The sequence below is a fragment of the Blattabacterium punctulatus genome (genome assembly GCF_003226695.1).
Taxonomy (GTDB): Bacteria; Bacteroidota; Bacteroidia; order Flavobacteriales; family Blattabacteriaceae; genus Blattabacterium; species Blattabacterium punctulatus.
Genome location: NZ_CP029808.1, coordinates 83,730 through 100,668, shown reverse-complemented (window position 1 = coordinate 100,668; position 16,939 = coordinate 83,730). Strand labels below are relative to the sequence as shown.

General features: G+C 21.9%; 16 protein-coding genes and 1 tRNA gene. 9 read left to right on the top strand and 8 right to left on the bottom strand.

Going from position 1 to position 16,939, the window contains the following annotated elements; all coding sequences use genetic code 11:
- Positions 1-3: 3 nt before the first annotated feature.
- Together tpiA and DM780_RS00485 are read right to left on the bottom strand one after the other, a co-directional pair.
- A complete protein-coding gene (tpiA, locus tag DM780_RS00490; protein WP_110548551.1) occupies positions 4-759 on the bottom strand; it encodes a triose-phosphate isomerase in 756 nt (251 codons plus the stop codon).
- Positions 760-816: 57 nt separating this feature from the next.
- Positions 817-1,332, bottom strand: coding sequence for a nucleotide modification associated domain-containing protein (locus DM780_RS00485; RefSeq protein WP_110548550.1), 516 nt, complete (start codon positions 1,330-1,332; stop codon positions 817-819).
- Positions 1,333-1,371: 39 nt separating this feature from the next.
- On the opposite strand from DM780_RS00485, the gene folP reads away from it, so the two are divergent.
- The 5 genes from folP to DM780_RS00460 all read left to right on the top strand — a co-directional run bounded on the left by folP (position 1,372) and on the right by DM780_RS00460 (position 6,634).
- A complete protein-coding gene (gene folP / locus DM780_RS00480; protein ID WP_110548549.1) occupies positions 1,372-2,202 on the top strand; it encodes a dihydropteroate synthase in 831 nt (276 codons plus the stop codon).
- A 26-nt stretch (positions 2,203-2,228) separates the two neighbouring features.
- A complete protein-coding gene (locus DM780_RS00475; RefSeq protein WP_110548548.1) occupies positions 2,229-3,029 on the top strand; it encodes a diadenylate cyclase in 801 nt (266 codons plus the stop codon).
- Between the two features lie 29 nt (positions 3,030-3,058).
- Positions 3,059-4,363, top strand: coding sequence for a UDP-N-acetylmuramoyl-tripeptide--D-alanyl-D-alanine ligase (locus DM780_RS00470; RefSeq protein WP_110548547.1), 1,305 nt, complete (start codon positions 3,059-3,061; stop codon positions 4,361-4,363).
- A gap of 69 nt (positions 4,364-4,432) precedes the next feature.
- The gene (gene pdhA / locus DM780_RS00465; RefSeq protein WP_110548546.1) at positions 4,433-5,437 is read left to right on the top strand and encodes a pyruvate dehydrogenase (acetyl-transferring) E1 component subunit alpha; all 1,005 of its coding nucleotides are present in this window, start codon (positions 4,433-4,435) and stop codon (positions 5,435-5,437) included.
- A 36-nt stretch (positions 5,438-5,473) separates the two neighbouring features.
- Complete coding sequence (locus DM780_RS00460) at positions 5,474-6,634, top strand: dihydrolipoamide acetyltransferase family protein (RefSeq protein WP_110548545.1); 1,161 nt, start codon at positions 5,474-5,476, stop codon at positions 6,632-6,634.
- Here the strand turns inward: DM780_RS00460 and DM780_RS00455 are convergent.
- Positions 6,626-7,357, bottom strand: coding sequence for a TerC family protein (locus DM780_RS00455; protein WP_110548544.1), 732 nt, complete (start codon positions 7,355-7,357; stop codon positions 6,626-6,628). The two genes, DM780_RS00460 and DM780_RS00455, sit on opposite strands and share 9 nt — an antisense overlap.
- Positions 7,358-7,365: 8 nt before the next feature.
- Complete coding sequence (locus tag DM780_RS00450) at positions 7,366-9,189, bottom strand: ABC transporter ATP-binding protein (RefSeq protein WP_110548543.1); 1,824 nt, start codon at positions 9,187-9,189, stop codon at positions 7,366-7,368.
- Between the two features lie 89 nt (positions 9,190-9,278).
- Here DM780_RS00450 and secD point away from each other — a divergent pair, with 89 nt between their 5' ends.
- Together secD and DM780_RS00440 are read left to right on the top strand one after the other, a co-directional pair.
- Positions 9,279-12,098: a protein translocase subunit SecD gene (secD, locus tag DM780_RS00445; RefSeq protein WP_110548542.1), complete on the top strand. Its 2,820-nt coding sequence runs from the start codon at positions 9,279-9,281 to the stop codon at positions 12,096-12,098.
- An 8-nt stretch (positions 12,099-12,106) separates the two neighbouring features.
- On the top strand, positions 12,107-12,352 hold the full coding sequence (locus DM780_RS00440; protein WP_110548541.1) for a twin-arginine translocase TatA/TatE family subunit: 246 nt from the start codon (positions 12,107-12,109) through the stop codon (positions 12,350-12,352).
- Here DM780_RS00440 and DM780_RS00435 read toward each other — a convergent pair.
- The 3 genes from DM780_RS00435 to DM780_RS03005 are packed head-to-tail and all read right to left on the bottom strand — an operon-like array spanning position 12,349 to position 15,963.
- Positions 12,349-14,475, bottom strand: coding sequence for a peptidylprolyl isomerase (locus DM780_RS00435; protein ID WP_110548540.1), 2,127 nt, complete (start codon positions 14,473-14,475; stop codon positions 12,349-12,351). The two genes, DM780_RS00440 and DM780_RS00435, sit on opposite strands and share 4 nt — an antisense overlap.
- Positions 14,476-14,478: 3 nt before the next feature.
- A complete protein-coding gene (locus tag DM780_RS00430; protein ID WP_110548539.1) occupies positions 14,479-15,756 on the bottom strand; it encodes a hemolysin family protein in 1,278 nt (425 codons plus the stop codon).
- 9 nt (positions 15,757-15,765) lie between these two features.
- Positions 15,766-15,963, bottom strand: a complete 198-nt coding sequence (locus DM780_RS03005) for a hypothetical protein (protein ID WP_014246038.1) — start codon at positions 15,961-15,963, stop codon at positions 15,766-15,768.
- 133 nt (positions 15,964-16,096) lie between these two features.
- Here DM780_RS03005 and DM780_RS03000 point away from each other — a divergent pair, with 133 nt between their 5' ends.
- Both DM780_RS03000 and DM780_RS00420 read left to right on the top strand, forming a co-directional pair.
- Positions 16,097-16,342: a hypothetical protein gene (locus tag DM780_RS03000; protein ID WP_235611991.1), complete on the top strand. Its 246-nt coding sequence runs from the start codon at positions 16,097-16,099 to the stop codon at positions 16,340-16,342.
- A tRNA-Phe gene (locus DM780_RS00420) sits at positions 16,333-16,405 on the top strand. The genes DM780_RS03000 and DM780_RS00420 overlap by 10 nt, the downstream gene beginning before the upstream one ends.
- An 11-nt stretch (positions 16,406-16,416) precedes the next feature.
- On the opposite strand, the gene DM780_RS00415 is transcribed toward DM780_RS00420, so the two are convergent.
- The gene (locus DM780_RS00415) at positions 16,417-16,923 is read right to left on the bottom strand and encodes an OmpH family outer membrane protein (protein ID WP_110495579.1); all 507 of its coding nucleotides are present in this window, start codon (positions 16,921-16,923) and stop codon (positions 16,417-16,419) included.
- Positions 16,924-16,939: the final 16 nt, after the last annotated feature.

Genomic DNA, 16,939 nt, shown 5'->3' with positions numbered 1-16,939 from the left:
AAATTAGGATTGAATAATTTTTAAAAATTTTTTTATATTAAGGGAATAATTACCAACCAGACCTCCATCGATATCTTTCTGTAAAAAAAGATTTTTTGCATTCATATCATTTATACTTCCTCCATACAAAATAGATAAATCATTGGCCCCACGTTTTCCATATTTATTCAAAAATAAGGTACGTATATATTGATGCATATGTTGAGCTATTTCAGGAGTAGCTGTTTTTCCAGTCCCAATAGCCCATATAGGTTCATACGCTATAATAAAGGAATTTATTTCTTCTAAAGAAAAATAAAAAATTGTTTTTTCTAATTGATTTTTTACGGTAAGAAAATGTTCTTTTTTTTCTCTATCTACTTCCGTTTCTCCTACACAAAAAATAATATTAAATCCATATTTTAATGCAATTTTAATTTTTTTGATAAGAATTTCATTCGTTTCTGTAAAATATTTTCTACGTTCACTATGTCCTAATATTACCTTTTTAATTCCTATAGATCTCAACATAGGTGCCGATACTTCTCCAGTATAAGATCCATTGTCCATTTGATGGATATTTTGTGCAGCAATACTTAAAGTAGTCCCCTGTAAAATTTGATTTGAAATATGTAAAAATGGAAAAGATGGAGCAATAATTATTTTTTTTTGATTAATTTTATTTTCAAAAATGATTTTTAATAAGTTTCTAAGATAAGAAGTCGTTTCATAGAAATCGTGATTCATTTTCCAATTTGCAATTATAACTTTTTTTTTCATTTTTAAATTTATTCTAATAATCCTAAGATGAATTTTTGATAAAATATAAATAAAATTTCATTTATTTTTTTTTATATCCTTTATCAATAAAAGAATTGTTATTTTTAAAATTTTAAAAAAAATTATTTCTAAATTATTAGATAATATTTTTTCTTTTTTTTTTTTCAAATAGAAAATATATTCTAAAATTTTTTCTATTGAAGGATCCCCTATTTTTTTATTATATAATTCTATATTTTTTTTCCAATTTTTAATTTTATTAAATTGTTGAATATAAAGACAAATAATCTTAGAATGAGAAATATTTTTTTCAAGATTATTAGAAGTATTTAATTTTATTATCGTAATAATAATATAATTTATCACATCTATATATGTATCTATAATTTTTTCCTCTTTTACTTTTTGATATCCTCTTTTTTGAATATTTTGTATACGAAATACTTTAATAAAAATTTGATCTATCATAGAATATATTTTTATGATTTTCCACGATAGATCATAATCTTTTAATTTTTTTTTAAATAATTTTTTACATTTTTTTATGATAAAATCAATGGAAATATGATTCATCTCATTTAATTTTAAAAATGAATTAAAAATAGTTTTTTAATGACAATTAATTGTGCAGGAACTTTATTTTCTTTTAAAGAACCAAAAGTTATGGGAATAGTTAATTTAACTCCTGATTCTTTTTATGATGGAGGTAAGTTTAATTCTGAATTAAGTGTATTAAAACATGTAGAAAATCTATTAAATGAAGGATCAGACTTCATAGATATTGGGGGATGTTCTACTCGTCCAGGATCCAAATATCCAACAGTAGAAGAAGAAATAAAACGTGTTATAAAACCTATTCGTTCTATAATAAAAAAATTTCCAAATGTTCGAATATCTATAGATACTTTTCGAAGTGAAATAGCAAGAATTGCTGTAGAAGAAGGAGCTATAATGATCAATGACATATCTGGAGGAATGTTAGATCCAAAAATGTTTTCTTTATTATCGAAACTTAAGATACCATATATATTAAATCACATGAAGGGAACTCCAGAAAATATGCAAAAAAATCCATATTATTATAACATCATTATAGAAATAAATAACTTTTTTGCTAAAAAAATTTTTTTATTAAAAAAATATGGAATTAATGATATCATTTTAGATCCAGGATTTGGTTTTGGAAAAACTGAAAAACAAAATTTCCAATTATTAAAAAATTTATCTTTATTGGGATTTGAGGATCATTTAATTTTAATAGGAATTTCTAGAAAATCTATGATTCATAATATTCTTAATATTTCTTCTAAAGAATCTCTGAATGCAACTTCTATCATTCATACATTAGCTCTTTTAAAAAAAATAAAATTATTACGTGTTCATGATGTAAAAGAAGCTATAGAATGTATAAAATTAGTACAATATTATAGAAAAATTTTATAAATTTTTATTAATAAATTTATGTTATCATAATTCCTTTTTTTTTTTCATTTTTATATTTTTGGAAAATTTCTTTCATTGATATTTTAGATATTTTTCTAGTAGCTATTATTTTATTTCAAGTATATAGACTTGTTTATAATACAGCGGCTTTAAATATTTTTTACGGAATTATTGCAACTTTTGTATTCTGGAAAATAGTAGAAGCGTATAAAATGAAACTCCTTAGTATCGTTATAAGCATTTTTTTTAAAGGAGGATTTTTAGCTTTAATTATTTTATTTCAACCAGAAATAAGAAAATTTCTTCTTATAGTTGGAAGTAGAATTTTTTTTAAAAAATTTATTCTTTCTATCTTTGGAAAATTCGAAAAATCAAGATTTTCCGTAAAAACAGAAACTATAGATAGTGTTGTAAGATCTTGTGCAATTTTATCAGGAGATAAAACGGGTGTTTTAATTGTAATTCAATTATATCAAGATATAAAAGAATTTATACAAAATGGGGATGAAATGGATGCTAAAGTAAATAGTCCTATTTTAGAAAGTATTTTTTATAAAAATAGTCCATTACATGATGGTGCAGTAATTATTATAGGAAACAAAATAGTAAGAACAAGAGCAATTCTTCCTGTTTCTTATAATAAAGAAATTCCATCTCGTTTAGGTCTTCGTCATAGAGCAGCTATTGGATTATCTGAAAAAACGGATTCCATTTGTCTTGTTATTTCCGAAGAAACAGGTTATATATCTTATATTAAAGATCAAAAAAGAACAGTTATTACTAATATTAATAATTTAAAAATAAAACTTGAAAAAGATCTTCTTTAAAAATTTTTTATCTATTTACTAAAATAGGGATGACCATACAAAATTTATATAATTTTTATTCTATTTCCTCTGGAATAGAAATAAATAGTAAAAAAATAAAAAAAAACTCTATTTTTTTTTCTTTAAAAGGAAAAAAATTTGATGGAAATCAATTTGCTTATGAAGCAATTTTAAATGGAGCAATGATTGCTATAGTAGATAATAAAAAATATTCTTTTCTTCATAAGAATATTTTCTATGTAAAAAATTCCTTATATTTTTTACATCAATTAGCTATTTATCATAGATTTAAACTAATAAATATACCTATTATTGCTATTACAGGAAGTAATGGAAAAACAACTACTAAAGAATTAATAACATCTATTCTCTCTAAAAAATATGAAAATGTTCATCATACTAAAGGTAATTTTAATAATCATATAGGAATTCCATTAACTATATTATCTATGCATAAAAATACACAAATAGCAGTGATAGAAATTGGAGCAAATCATGAAAAAGAAATAAAAAAAATGTGTTCTATAATTAATCCAGATTATGGATATATAACTAATTTTGGAAAAGCTCATTTAGAAGGATTCAAAAATATAAAAGGAATTATTCGTGGAAAATTGGAATTATACAATTTTTTAAAAAAAAATAAAAAAAAAGTTTTTGTCAATGGAGATGATCCTATACAATTAATTAACAGTATAGGAATGAATAGATATATTTTTTCAGAAAAAGTAAATTCAAATACAGATATCATCATTCAATATTTATGGAATAAAATTGGATTAAAATCTATTTTATGTATTAAAAATATAAAAATAGTTTCTCCATTAGTAGGAGATTATAACTTATATAATATAGCTTCTTCTATCACTATTGGAATTTATTTTCAAATTTCTTTAAAAAAAATTAAAAAAACCATAGAAGAATTTATTCCTAATAATAATCGTTCTCAAATTTTAAAAAAAAACAATATAAAAATCATTATAGATTGCTATAATGCTAACCCTAGTAGCATGATAAAAGCTCTTACTTTTTTTAATAATAAAATTATAGGAAATAAAATAGCTATATTAGGTGATATGTTAGAATTAGGAAATTATTCTGAAGATGAACATAAAAAAATTATTTTTTACTTAGAAAAAAGCAATATAAATTCAATATTTTTGATAGGAAAAATATTTTTTAATACGAATATTCAAACATCCGATAAAATTATAAAATTTTTTAATAAAAATATATTCATACAACGGATAAAAAATATATCTTTTAAAACAGATTATATACTGATCAAAGGTTCTAGAAAAAATACATTAGAAAGTTTGATTCCTTTTATCTAATTATCTAAATTCTTTGTAGATTTATATGATTAAATTTGTAAATAATAACCTCGTAAAGTTTTTTCTTTTATGAAAAAAATTACCACAGAAACTTACCTAAAATGGTTTAAAGACATGTTTTTTTGGAGAATTTTTGAGAATAAATGTAGATCCTTATATTTAAAACAAAAAATTAGAGGATTTCTACATTTATATAATGGACAAGAAGCTATTCCTGCTGGAATTACCCATGCGATGGATCTTTCTAAAGATAAAATTATTACGGCTTATAGATGTCATATATTACCTATTTCTATGGGAGTAAATCCGAAAAAAGTTATGGCAGAACTTCTAGGTAAAGAGACCGGAACTTCTCATGGAATTGGAGGTTCTATGCATATTTTTAGTAAAAAACATCGTTTTTACGGTGGACATGGTATTGTAGGTGGACAAATTCCATTAGGAGCTGGTATAGCTTTTGCTGATAAATATTTTAATAATGATGCAGTTACATTAACAATTATGGGAGATGGTGCTGTTAGACAAGGATCCTTACACGAAACTTTTAACATGGCTATGTTATGGAAATTACCAGTTGTATTTATTTGCGAAAATAATCAATATGCTATGGGAACTTCCGTAGAAAAAAGTACAAATATAAAAGAAATTTATAAAATTGGTCTATCCTATGGAATGCCTTCTTATCCTGTAGATGGAATGGACCCTAAAAAAATTGCAAAAGCAACTTATAAAGCTATTGAAATTGCTAGAAGTGGAAATGGTTCTACTTTTTTAGATATTAAAACTTATAGGTATAGAGGACATTCTATGTCGGATTCAGAATTATATCGTAACAAAGAAGAAATTCTTTTATATAAAAAAAAAGATCCTATTTTAAAAATAAAAAATATTATCATAAAAAATAAATGGGAAACTGTAGAAAAGTTAAACTTTATTGAAAGTAAAATAAAAAAAGAAGTAGAATCCTGTGCTAATTTTGCAGAAAAATCAGATATTCCTTCTATTCAACAAATGTATAATGCTGTTTATTATGAATCTAATTATCCTTTTTTAGATGAAGTTCCATATTCATAATAATTTTTTATTATGTAAAAAAAATATCTTAAAATAATGGCTGAAATAATATTTATGCCTCAATTAAGCGATACCATGCAGGAAGGGACTGTAATCAAGTGGAATAAAAAAGTAGGAGATCAAGTATCAGAAGGAGATATTTTAGCGGAAATTGAAACCGATAAAGCAATTCAAGATTTCGAAATTGATGTAAGTGGCTATTTACTTTTTATTGGTATAAAAGAAGGAGAAACAACCCGTGTTAATGATATGTTAGCTATTATTGGGGAAAAAGGAGAAGATATAAATTCATTGATAGAAAATTCTAACTTTTTTTTTAAACAAAAAGAAGAAAATAATCTTAAAAAAGAAAAAAAATGTAGAATTTTTATTTCTCCTTTAGCAAAAAAAATAGCAAAAAAAATAGGGATTTCTATAAATAAAATCAAAGGAAGTGGAAAAAATAATCGTATTATTAAAAGAGATATTGAAGCTTACAAAGAAAAATTAATAAGAAAATCAAAGGATCCAAAAGAAGATAAACGAATAAATATTTCTTCTATGAGGAAAAGAATAGCAGAACATTTAATATATTCCAAATTTACAGCTCCACACTATTATCTTTTTATAGAAATTAATGCAGAAAAAATGATTAATTTGAGAAAAAATTTAAATGATAAACTTTCTAAAGAAGAAAAAATATCTTTTAATGATATCATTATTAAAGCAGTAACTATATCTTTAAAAAGATATACAAATTTAAATGTTTCTTGGAAAGAAAAAGAAATTATATATCATTCCTATATTAATATTGGCATTGCAGTAGCTATAAAAGATGGATTAATTGTTCCAGTAATTAAAAATGCTGATCAAAAATCATTATTACAAATTTCTCAAGAAATAAAATATAAAGTTTTATGTTCAAAATCAAGAAAAATCCAACCAGAAGAATTAGAAAATAGCACATTCACAGTTTCAAATTTAGGAATGTATGGAATTGAATTTTTTACTTCTATTATTAATCTTCCTAATTCTTCTATTCTATCTGTAGGATCTATTATAGAAAAACCTATCATTAAAGATTCCAAAATTGTAATAGGTAACATTATGAAAGTTACTTTATCTTGTGATCATAGAATTATAGATGGTACTACAGGTAGTAATTTTCTTTCTTTTTTAAAAGAAATATTAGAAGATCCAATAATCATATTAATTTAACTTTTTTTTGTGTATCCAATTGGATATACAAGTATAAAAAATTGGGGATAAAAATAAAATTATGGTAAAAAATGAAAAAATGCTTTCTAAATAAATATGATGATTTGTATAATATTTTTTCTCAAAAAAAGAAAATATAAGTTTTATTCCAAGTAATAAAATAACGGAAAAGGCAGAATTTTTTAAAAAAGGATAAATTTCCATTAATTTTACAAATTTTTGAGCGGTAAATCTCATTGTTAAAATTCCTATAAAAATTCCTATAAAAATTAATATAAAATTTTCTGAAAAAGCAATAGTAGCAAATATATTATCAATGGAAAAAGCTAGATCCATTATTTCTATAGAAATAATAATTTTCCAAAAAGAATTTCGTAATATTATATTCTTTTTCGAATTTTTTTTAACCAATTTTTTTAAAAAAAAATGACTTATTCCAATATAAACTAAATATAGGCCTCCTAATAGTTTTAACCACCAAATTTTAATCAAAATAGAGGCAAATATTAAGCTAATCCCTCTAAAAAAATATGCCCCCAAAATTCCATATTTTAAAGCTTTTTTTCTATCTTCTTTTTTTAATTTCATAATCATAGAGGCTAACATAGCTGCATTATCTATTGATAAAATACTTTCTATTAAAAATAAATTTCCTATAATCGAAAAAGACCTTATAGGATTTTCAGTAATATCTGTAATATAATTTAAAATAAAATTTTTCATTTTCTTTATTAAAAATTACTGTAAGTACCTTTTTTGGATATTAAAACATGTGTAGGACCTTGTTCAATTATTTTTCCTTTTTCTAAAATCATGATATAATCCACATTTTTTATAATATTAGAAGATAATCTATGCGCTATTATTAATGAAGTAGAATTTTTCATCATCTTATTTAAAGAATTTTGAATCATTGTTTCTGATTCTATATCTAAAGAGGAAGTCGCTTCATCTAAAATCATAATTGGAGGATTTTTTAATACAGCTCGAGCTATACTAATCCTTTGTTTTTGACCCATAGATAATTGATTCCCATTATACCCAATAATAGTATCATATCCATTTGGAAGTTTTTTAATAAAATAATGAGCATTTGCAATTTTAGCTGCTTTTATTACAGAACTTATAGATATTTTTTCTTCTAATCCTAATGCAATATTATTTAAAACAGAATCATTAAAAAGAACTGGTTCTTGCGTTACCATTCCTAATAACTTTCTATAATCTTTATTTTTTAAATAACTAATATTAATTCCATCAATAGTAATTTCTCCAGAAGAAACTTCATAAAAATTAGCAAGTAAATTTGCAATAGTAGATTTACCACTTCCAGATCTTCCAATGAGAGCTATGTTTTTCCCTTTTTTTAAAGAAAAATTTAAATTCTGAATTAATACTAATTTATTATATGTTAATGAAACATTACGAAATAAAATTTCATTTTTAAAATGAAAAATAGATTTTAATTGTTTTTTTTGATCATGTTGAAAACATTTAGTATTTAATATTTCTACAATTCGTTCTGCAGAAGCCTTACCTTTTTGAATATTTGATATAGAATTAACTAAATTTTTTGCTGGATTAATAATTTGAAAAAAAAGACCTACAAAAGAAAAAAGTATTTCTGGGGCCATTCCTTTTTTTTCTAAAAAAAGTTTTCCTCCATACCAAACAATCAATATCATAGTAATAGTTCCTAAAAATTCACTAATAGGAGAAGCTAATTCTTTTTTACGATTTACACGTGCAGAAAGTTTTTTTTGACATTCAGATACTTTTTCAAAACGTTTTTGCATCTGATTTTCTGCATTAAAAATATTTATAATTTTTGTAAAATTTAAGGTTTCTTCTACAACTGAAAATAATTCTCCTAATTGATTTTGAGCTCCTCTTGCATCTTTTTTCAAACTTTTTCCTATAATAGAAATTAATGTTCCCATTAATGGAAGTAAAATAAAAGTAAATAAAGTTAATTGATAACTCATAAAAGATAAAGTAAGCAAATGAAAAAAAACCATAATGGGAGAACTAATTATATTTGCTAAAGAATTTACAATAGATACTTCTATTTCATTTACATCATTAGATAATCTAGACATCAAATCTCCATTTTTTTTATCATAAAAAAATATTGTTGGAATAGATAATATTTTTCGATGAAAATCATTTCGAATATTTTTGACAATAGATGTTCTTATTCCTATCATGAAATATTCAGCTAAATATCTAAAGGTATTTCGTAAAAAACAAAGTAAAATAATAAAAATACAAAAAATTCCAAGTGTATTTATTTTTCCATATTTGTCTGATAAAATATTAATGTAATAATGAAAATATTTTTGAATAAAATTTAAGGATCCATCCAAAAGATTTAAAAATGTTGTTTTATTTTCTTTTTTTACATCAGTAATTTTTAGAAAAATACTTAATACCGGAGAAATAGATATTATAGATAAAACTGAAAATAAAGAATGTAAAAAATTACACGATATATTTAGAATATAGTGATATTTGTAAGGTTTTGAATAAGATAAGATTTTTTCAAGTGCATTCATTTAATTTTCTTAATCCACTAAATGCTAAAGATAATTAGAAAATTTTATTCTATTCTAATTTTTATATTTTTACCATAAAAATCATTAGAATGCGTATAAAAAACTTTTTTACAATTTTTACAGTTATTTCGTTAACTATAATTTGTTTGTATTATATATGTTTTAGTTTTTATCCTTATAAGTTAGGAAAAGAGTCTTACGTTGATTCTAATGGAAATTTAGAAAATGAAAAAAAAATAGGATTATTAAAAAATAAAACCATCAATTTAGGATTAGACTTAAAAGGTGGAATCAGTATGATATTAGAAATATCTGAAAAAGACTTATTAAAAAAATTTTCTGATAATTCTAAAAATCCTATTTTTTTAAAATCATTGGAAAAAACAGATAAAAAAAAAGAAAAAAATCCAAATATTGATTATTTTTCTTCTTTTTTAAAATATTTTTATCAAGAAAGAGAAAAAATGAACATAGATTTTTCTCTTTCGGATTTATTTGGAATAAAATCTCATATAGAAGAAATAAACTATAATAGTTCTAATAAAGAAATAGAAAATATTATTAAAAAAAAGATAGATCAATCTATTATTTCCACTTATAATATTCTTAGATCTAGAATAGATAAATTTGGAGTTATTCAGCCAAATATACAAAGAATTAATAATTCAAATAGAATTTTAATAGAATTATCTGGAATAAAAAATGTCGATAGAATAAAAAATATTTTGCAAAAAAAAGCTGAATTAAATTTTTTTGAAATATATAGTTTACAGGAAATTATTCCATATTTTGAAGATATAAATAAAAAATTTTTCAAAAATAAAATCAATGAAAATAAATCTTTAATAGATATATTAAACATTCCTCATATTATTAAATATACTAATAATCCAATTGTAGGTTTGGTAGATCAAAAATATTTGAAAATAGTTAATGAATTTTTGAATTCAAATGAATCTAAAGAATTTTTACCATATAATTTACGAGATATAAAATTCTTTTGGGGATATAAAAAACATCAATATAAAAATAAAAAATTTTTTCAATTATTTTCTATAAAAAAAACAAATTATGAAAAAGAAATTTATCCATTAAATGGAGATATGATTGTTAAAGCATATAAATCTTTTGGTCCATTTAATGAAATAATTGTGAATATAAAAATGAATCAGATTGGATCTAGAAATTGGAAAATGCTTACTGAAAAAAATATTGGAAAAAATATAGCTATAGTTCTAGATAATTTAGTTTATACAGCTCCTATTGTAAAATCAATAATCCCTAATGGGATGTCCCAAATATCAGGACGTTTATCTTTACAAGAATCTGAAGATTTAGTAAACATATTAAATGCTGGAAGATTACCTACTTCAGTAAAAATAATTCAATCTGAAATAATAGGACCATCTTTAGGAAAAGAATCTATTCAAAAAGGAATATTGTCATTTTTTATATCTATATTTTTCGTATTTATTTGGATATTTTTTTATTATTATATTCCTGGTTTATATGCTAATATAGCATTAATTTTTAATTTAATATTTATATTTGGAATTTTAATATCTATAAATGCTGTATTAACTTTTCCTGGAATTTCGGGAATAATATTAACATTAGCAATGTCTATGGATGCTAATATTCTTTTTTATGAAAAAATTAAAGAAGAGATAAAAAAAGGAAATTCTATACGTATAGCTATTGTAAATAGCTATACTATAAATGGAGCATTATCTTCTGTTATTGATGGTCAAATAACTACTCTATTATGTGGTTTTATTTTATTTTACTTTGGAATAGGTCCTATTAAAGGATTTTCTACGACATTGATTATTGGAATTTTTACTTCGATGTTTACTTCTATTTTTTTAGTAAGATTATTCTTAGAATTTCATTTAAATAAGTATAAAAATATTTCCTTTAACTACCATAAAATATTAATTAATAAGATTAAAAATATTCAATGGGATTTTTTATCTAAAAGAAAATTAACTTATACTATATCCTTTATCTGTGTTATTATTAGTTTTTTATCACTTTTTTATAAAGGATTAAACTTGGGAATAGATTTTGTTGGAGGACGTTCTTATCTTATTCGTTTTGATCATAAAGTTATTCCAGAAAAAATATCTTATCTTTTGTCTCAATCTTTTATAGAAAATGGAATACCATCATTTCCAGAAGTCAAAACATTTGGTAATGAAAATCAATTGAAGGTAATAACTAAATATAAAATACGGAATGAAAGTAATAAAATAGACAGAGAAATTTTGGAAAAAATGTTTGTTACATTAAAACCTTATTTTAATACTATTGATTTTAATAGTTTTAAAATATTAGGAAAAGAAAAATCTTTAGGTATTTTATCTATTGAAAAAGTTGGACCCATTATAGCTAAAGACATTACTAATAATGCATTTATTTCAATACTTTTATCCTTATTAGTAATATTTTTTTATATTTTTATTAGATTTAAAAAATGGCAATTTGGTTTAGGTGCTTTAATTTCTTTACTACATGACATAATTATTGTTCTTGGAATATTTTCTTTTTTTCATAAATGGATTCCTATTCTAGAAATAGATCAAACTTTTATTGCAGCTATATTGACTATAATTGGTTATTCTATCAATGATACAGTAATTGTTTATGATAAAATTCGAAAAATATTAAAAATTACACCTTCTTCAATTTCTTTTTATAAAATTATAAATAATGGAATTAATCAAACTTTAACCAGAACTATGAATACATCATTCATAACTATGTTAGTTATCTGTACTATTTTTTTCTTTGGAGGAACTACTATTCGTGGTTTTATGTTAGCTTTGTTTCTTGGAATAGGAATTGGAACTTATTCTTCTATATTTATAGCATCGTCTATAGTATATGATTTATCTAATAAAAATTAGAAAAAAAAATGATAAATTTTTTATTTATTAGTATTGAAGAAAGTTTTTTTATTATTTTTATAGCTATAATTATATTTGGACCAAAAAAAATACCGGATATAGCTCGTAGTATGGGAGAAGGAATAAGATATTTAAGAAATGCAAAAAATAAAATTCAAAATGAAATAAATAAAAATAATATTGATTCTTTTTATGAAAAGAAACAAAAATCTATTAAAAAATCAAAAATCTATTCCTCTATAAAACGTAACTAAAAATTAGTTCTATAATCTTTTATTTTCGAATTATTTATCAATTTTTTTGCTAAAGATTCTAAAATTTTTTTTCTCAAAAAAGAATTTAAAACTTCTATTTCATAAGAAAAATAAGAAGGTTTTTTATAATTATAAATATTCTTTAATGGTTTTATAAAAAATATTCCATTTTTACCAAAGATAGGTTTAGAAGTATTTTTTAATTTTAAAGAAAAAGAAGACCCAACTACTTTAGGCTCTTTATAATTATTAATCATAGAATCAAAAAAATTTATTTTATAATTTTTTTTTATTTTTTTAGAAAAATAAAATGCTATTTTTTCTAAATTTCTAGAAATAGATTTTCTTTCTATTATATTATATAATAATTTTTCTATTTTCTTTTTTCTAAGAAATATGATTAAGTTATTTTTTATTTTTTCAATAGGAAATACTCTTTTTTGAATATTTGAAAGATAAACAATAATACAATCTCTATTTGAATTATATATTATTTTTATATCTCTTTCTTTTCTTTTTTTTTCGAAAGACCAATTAATAATTTCTCTATCTAATTCTGTATTTAAATCACTTATTGTCCATTGATTATATCTAACATTTTTCAAAAAAATAGTTTCATATTCTTTGCTTCTTGCATTTTTAATAAATGTATTCAAATTAGAATTTTTATTTTTTATAATAAATTTTCTAACATTATTAGAAATAAAATTTTCCGTTTTTTTAGATGGAATAAGTGTTTTTATAATTACAGCAAATTGATAAGCAGATTCAATAGGACTTTTTTTATCGATTCTTAAAATATGATATCCATATTCAGTTTTTGTTAATCCAATTGTTCCATTTTTATTTTCTTCATTAAAAATATTAAATGTCCCAAAAGAATTTTGTTCTTCATATTTTAACCATCCTAAACTTCCTTTATTCTTTTTATCATTAACTGTATCATCAGATTTTTCTTGAACTAAGGAATCAAATTTAGAAGGATCCTTTTTAAGGATATTATATATTTTTTTAGCAATTTCTTCAGCTTTTTTTTCAGTTCTTTTATTAGAAGAACGTATAGCATTTTTATGAGAAATCAATATATGGCTTGATAAAACAGAATCAGATATCATTTTTTTTCCAATAATTTTTGCTATTATATATGTATTTCCTACTTTTAAAGGACCAAACATACTTCCATTTTTATTTTTTTGAATAATAAAATTTTGCAAAAAAATAGGAAGATTTTTTTTTAAATAAAAATTGGGGTCAAAAGATTTTTCAGATTTTTTGGAAACAAAAATAGAATTTTGATTGGTATATTTAAATTTTTGAAATAATTCTTTCATTTTATTTTCCATATCCCTCTCATCTTCTAAAGAAGGTTTTGATCGGATAATTGCAAAACTAAGACTTCTTAAATTTTCTTTTTTATAAAGGAATTTATGTTTTTTTATATAGTTCTTAATTTCAGAATCTTCTAAATAAATATTATATTTATGTTCTATTTCTGAATAAGGAATAAAAATATAATCAACAATAGAAAAAGAATTTTTTTCTTTATAATTCAATTCCGCTTCTACCGAGGAAGTATTTAATCCATACATTAACATTTCTATATATTTTTTTGCAAGAATTCTTTTTGGAATATTATTTTTTTCATAGGACCAAATATTTTTTTCTTCTTCAATTTGAGAATTAGTTACAATGGTTTTTTTTTCCAATTTTTTTAAATATAATTTAAATTTATTCATATCTAAATTTCCATTAGAATCTTGAAATTCAGAAATATAACTATATATAGATTGTTTAGATATAGCATTCCAAAAATCTTTGTCTGTAATTTGTAATCCTAATTTTAATGCTTGTTGATTTAATAATTTTTCATGAATTAATAAATTCCAAGCTTCATTTTTTAAGTAAAAATCTGGTTCTTCCTGACGCAATCGTTTTAAAAATTGAAAACAATCAACATATTCTTTTATAGAAATATTTTCTCCATTTACTTTACCAATAATATTAGAATTTCTGGTAAAAAATTTAAATAAAATATTGGGATCTAATATAAAAGATAATAAAGCTATTCCTATAAACATAAATAAAATCCATGTATTTTTTCTAATTTTTTCTAAAAAACTCATCTATTATAAATTCTTTTTTCTAATAAATCTAAGAAAAACTTCTTCTATTTTATTTTTAGAGACCTTTTTAACCTCAATATACAAAATATCGCCAATAATTATTTTTTCTTTACTATTAGGAATAGATCCTGTATGAAAAACAATTAAACCTCCTAAAGTTTCATATTCCTCAGATTTTGGAATACCTAATTTATATTTAGCGTTAATAAAATCAATTTTTAAACGAGCAGAAAATAAAAATTCATTATCATTCAATTTTTTTTCAACAAATTTAATTTCATCATGTTCATCTCTTATATCTCCAAGAAATTCTTCTAATATATCCTCTATTGTTATCATTCCTGCTGTTCCTCCATATTCATCTAATACTATAGCTATACTTTTTTTTTTCTTAATAAGAATATCCATTATTTCTCGTATTGGAGTAGTCATATGAACTAATTCTACAGGTCTAATTATAGATTCTATATTTTTAGGTTTTTTCAAAATTTCTAAATAATGAATATATCCTATAACATTATCTATATTATTTTTATGAATGATAATTTTTGATAATCCTTTTTCTGTAAATTTATGACGAATGTTATCAATAGAAGAAGTATATATATTAGAAGATACTATTTCTTTTCTTGGTACCATACATTCTCTCGCTTTTTTTTCAGAAAAATCTAAAGCTTTATGAAATATTTCTACTTCCGATTCTACTATACCATGAATATTATTCTCTATATTTTCTGATACAAAATAAATTAAATCTTCTTTATCAAAAATTTGAGTTCTATTCTCTTCTTTTTCTCCAAAAAATTTCAAAAAAATATTGGAAATCCAAATAATAGAATTTGTAATAGGAGATAAAATTTTGTCTAGAATATATACAGGAACAATAAATAAACTTAACAATTCATTAGAATATGCGCTAAAAACAATTTTAGGAATAAATTCTCCAACAATAAGAATAATAGTAGCGGAAACTATTGTTTCTAAAAAAAGAATGAAAAAAAAATTATCGTGAATTAAAAACCATTTTGGAAAAAAATATAAAAATAATTTTTCCATATGAATTCCATATACAACCAAGGATATAGTATTTCCAATTAACATTGTAGTTATAAATTTTTTTGGTGTTTTAATACTCTTGGAAAGTAATTTAGAACGAAAAGAATCTTTCTTTTTTTCTAATTCTATTTGAAATAAACTGGAAGAAATTAAAGCCATTTCCATTCCAGAAAAAAAAGCAGATAGAAGTATAGTAATGAAAACTATACTAATATGAAAAGCCATAGGAATATTTTATTGTATAGGAAAAATACCACTAATATTTTTTAGCCTAATTTTTTTTAGGTCATCAGTAGCTTCTAATCCATTCATAGCTTTTAATACAGTACCATCGGTACAATATATAATTGTATACTTATTATTAAATATTTTTTTATATTTTTTATTCCAAAATATTTCCTCCGTTTTTAAAAAATCTCCATCAGAATTCATAATAATAATATTTCCTTTAATATGATAAAATATTTTTTCAATTGATTTAACCCAATTTGCACTAATATAAGTATACTTATTTTTTTTTTTTCTATAAATAAATAATTTTAATCCATTTGGAAATAATGTATAAATGGAATATTCCTTTATAATTGGGGAATATATAAATGATCGAATAATTCCATTTTCTTTATATAAAATACTTGTACGAATAAAAATCCTATTAGGTATTTCTTTTTTATTTTTTTTAAATTTAACAAAAATTTCTTTTCTTGTACAAGAAAGAAAAAAAAATACTAATAAAAAAAATAGACTCTTTAGTTTTTTACTTATTATTTTATTATTGTATTTTTGTTCTTTATTTGGTTTGGTATCTTAGCTCAGTAGGTAGAGCAAAGGACTGAAAATCCTTGTGTCCCCGGTTCGATTCCGGGAGATACCATTCCCTTTTTATTAAAATCCCAATTCTTTTTTTACATCTTCCGTAATATCTATTCCTTTATTAACTAAAACCCCTTTACCTGGACTACAATCATCAACTCTAACAATAGTTTTGTCTTTTTCCATTACTATATTAATAGCTTTTTCTATTTTTTTATAGATAGGATCTAATAATTTATTTTGTTTTTTAGATAAATCATCTGCAGCATTTTTTTGATATGCCTGAGCCCTATATTGTAATATTTCTAATTCTTTTTTAAGAATTGGATTTCTATTTTTTTGAAATTTTTCTGCTTTTTTATGAAATTCTTTTGCCAATTTTGCTAATATATTTTCATGATTTTTACTTAATTTTTCCAATTCTTTCTGAACTTTAGAAAATTCTGGCATTCTTTCTAAAAGAATCAAACTATTAAGACAAACAATTTTCTGATGACATTCCTCTTTAGAAAATAAGGATTTTCCTATTCCAAATAGGAAAAAAAACAATAAACAATAAAAAATTGTATTTTTTTTCATATATTTCTATGTATTT